Below are 1843 nucleotides of genomic sequence, written 5' to 3' on the forward strand. Positions count from 1 at the left end.
GCCGCCGCCACCGCCGCCGTCGCGGTCGCGGTGGTGACCGCGTCGCGCCGGTCCCAGGTGGGGGAGCGAGCCACGTCCGGTTCGGTGAGACCCTGCAGGACGTCGTCGAAGAGCGGCGCCGGCGTGGGGACGGGGCGGTGGTCGAGGACGAGGATCTCCCCGTCGTGCACCCGCTGCTGCGCGAGCGTCTCCGAGACCGCCAGGGGCCCGCCGGCGAGTCGGGAGAGCTGCCAGGACCCGCCGGTGTCACCGCCCATCCGGGCGTCGACATCGACGCCGGAGGCCGGACCGGCGACCGCGCGGATGTGCTCCCGGATCAGGTCCACGACCTCCGGGATCACCGCGACCAATGCGAGGTGGGCGGGCAGACTCAGGTCCACCCGGGTGGAACGGCACACGATCGACACCCGACGCTGGTCCAGGGGATCGACGCCCGCCGCGACCTCCCGGATCCCACTACGTTGCGACACTCCAGATCCTCCCGATCCCGCCCGGATGGTGTCCCCGCCAGGACGTGTACTGCCCTAACATCGCCTTCCGATACGCCGATATTGTCGGGTCGGACGGGCGCTCGTGGGGACGCCATCTCCCGGCGGCGGGGTCACACCCGGCGGGAGCGAAGGGATCGATCACTGGTGACGTGCACGGGTGACGTTCATGGGTGATGTGGTGTTCACCCGCGCGGAGAAGCTCGACGCGCCGCCGATGCCCGGTGGGGAGCTGGCGCTGCAGGCACCGCCCGCCCTGCCCCGGCCCACGCCCCGGCCCCTCGTCCAGATCATCCTGCCGATCGTGCTGGTGGTGGCCGTGGGCGGGATGGTCGTGGTGATGATGCGGACCGGCATGATGCGCAATCCCATGTTCATGCTCTTCCCGGTGATGATGGCGGTCTCCGCCGTCGGCATGCTCGCGGGGACTCTGAGCGGCGGTAACAAGACCGCCGAGACCGACGAACTGCGGAAGGACTACCTGCGCTATCTCGGCCAGACCCGCGACACCGTGCGCGCGACCGCATCCGCCCAGCGCGCCGCCGCCCTGTGGCGTCACCCGGATCCGGTGGAGCTGCCCGCGTTGGTGGGCACGCCCCGGATGTGGGAACGCGACGAGTCGGATCCCGAGGACCTCACCATCCGGGTGGGCCCGGGCCGTCAGGCACTGGCGACCCGGGTGGACGCGCCCGACACCGGCCCGGTCGACGACCTGGAGCCGGTCTCGGTGGTGAGCATGCGCCGCTTCGTCCGCGTGCACTCGGTGGTCGACGACCTGCCCGTGGCGCTGGAGCTGCGCGCGTTCGCCGCGCTGTCGCTCGACGGTGAGGTGGAGGTGGTGCGTTCCGCGGTACGCGCGATGATCGCCGGGCTCGTCGTGGCCCACGGGCCCGACAGGGTCCGGGTCGCGGTGGCCGCGAGCGAGGGCGACGCCCGTCAGGCCTGGGAGTGGCTCAAATGGCTCCCGCACCACGAACACCCCGACTACACCGACGGCGGTGGTCGGGTCCGGCTCACCGAGTTCTCTCTCGCCGGGGCGGAGTCGATGCTGGGAACGGGCATCTCCGACCGTTCGGCGTTCTCACCGAGTGCCCCGGTCGTGCCGGGACGGGCGCACCTCGTCGTCGTCGTCGACGGTGTGGGCGTCACCGGCGCGGAACGTCTCCTGGCGGAGGACGGACTGGACGGGGTCACGGTGCTCGAGGTCTCCGGCAGCCGCGCGGGGCAACTGCGCGACCTCGCGCTGCGCCGCGGCCTGTGCATCCGGGTCGACGACGACCGCGTGGCCCGCGTGCGCAGCGAGGCCGGGGACGAGGACATCGCCCGGGTCGACGCGATGAGCCCGCCGGAGGCCG

At 72.7% G+C, this 1843-nt stretch carries 1 protein-coding gene and 1 pseudogene; one reads left to right on the plus strand and one right to left on the minus strand.

The window, feature by feature from the left end; all coding sequences use genetic code 11:
• Window positions 1-470 (minus strand): EsaB/YukD family protein (locus G6024_RS09400; protein WP_182640356.1); only part of this gene is annotated, 470 nt, incomplete at its 3' end.
• 187 nt (window positions 471-657) lie between these two features.
• Here G6024_RS09400 and G6024_RS09405 point away from each other — a divergent pair.
• Window positions 658-1843: pseudogene (locus G6024_RS09405) on the plus strand (type VII secretion protein EccC); the annotation flags it as partial.

This window comes from Dietzia maris, from assembly GCF_014144855.1.
GTDB classification, from domain to species: domain Bacteria; phylum Actinomycetota; class Actinomycetes; order Mycobacteriales; family Mycobacteriaceae; genus Dietzia; species Dietzia kunjamensis.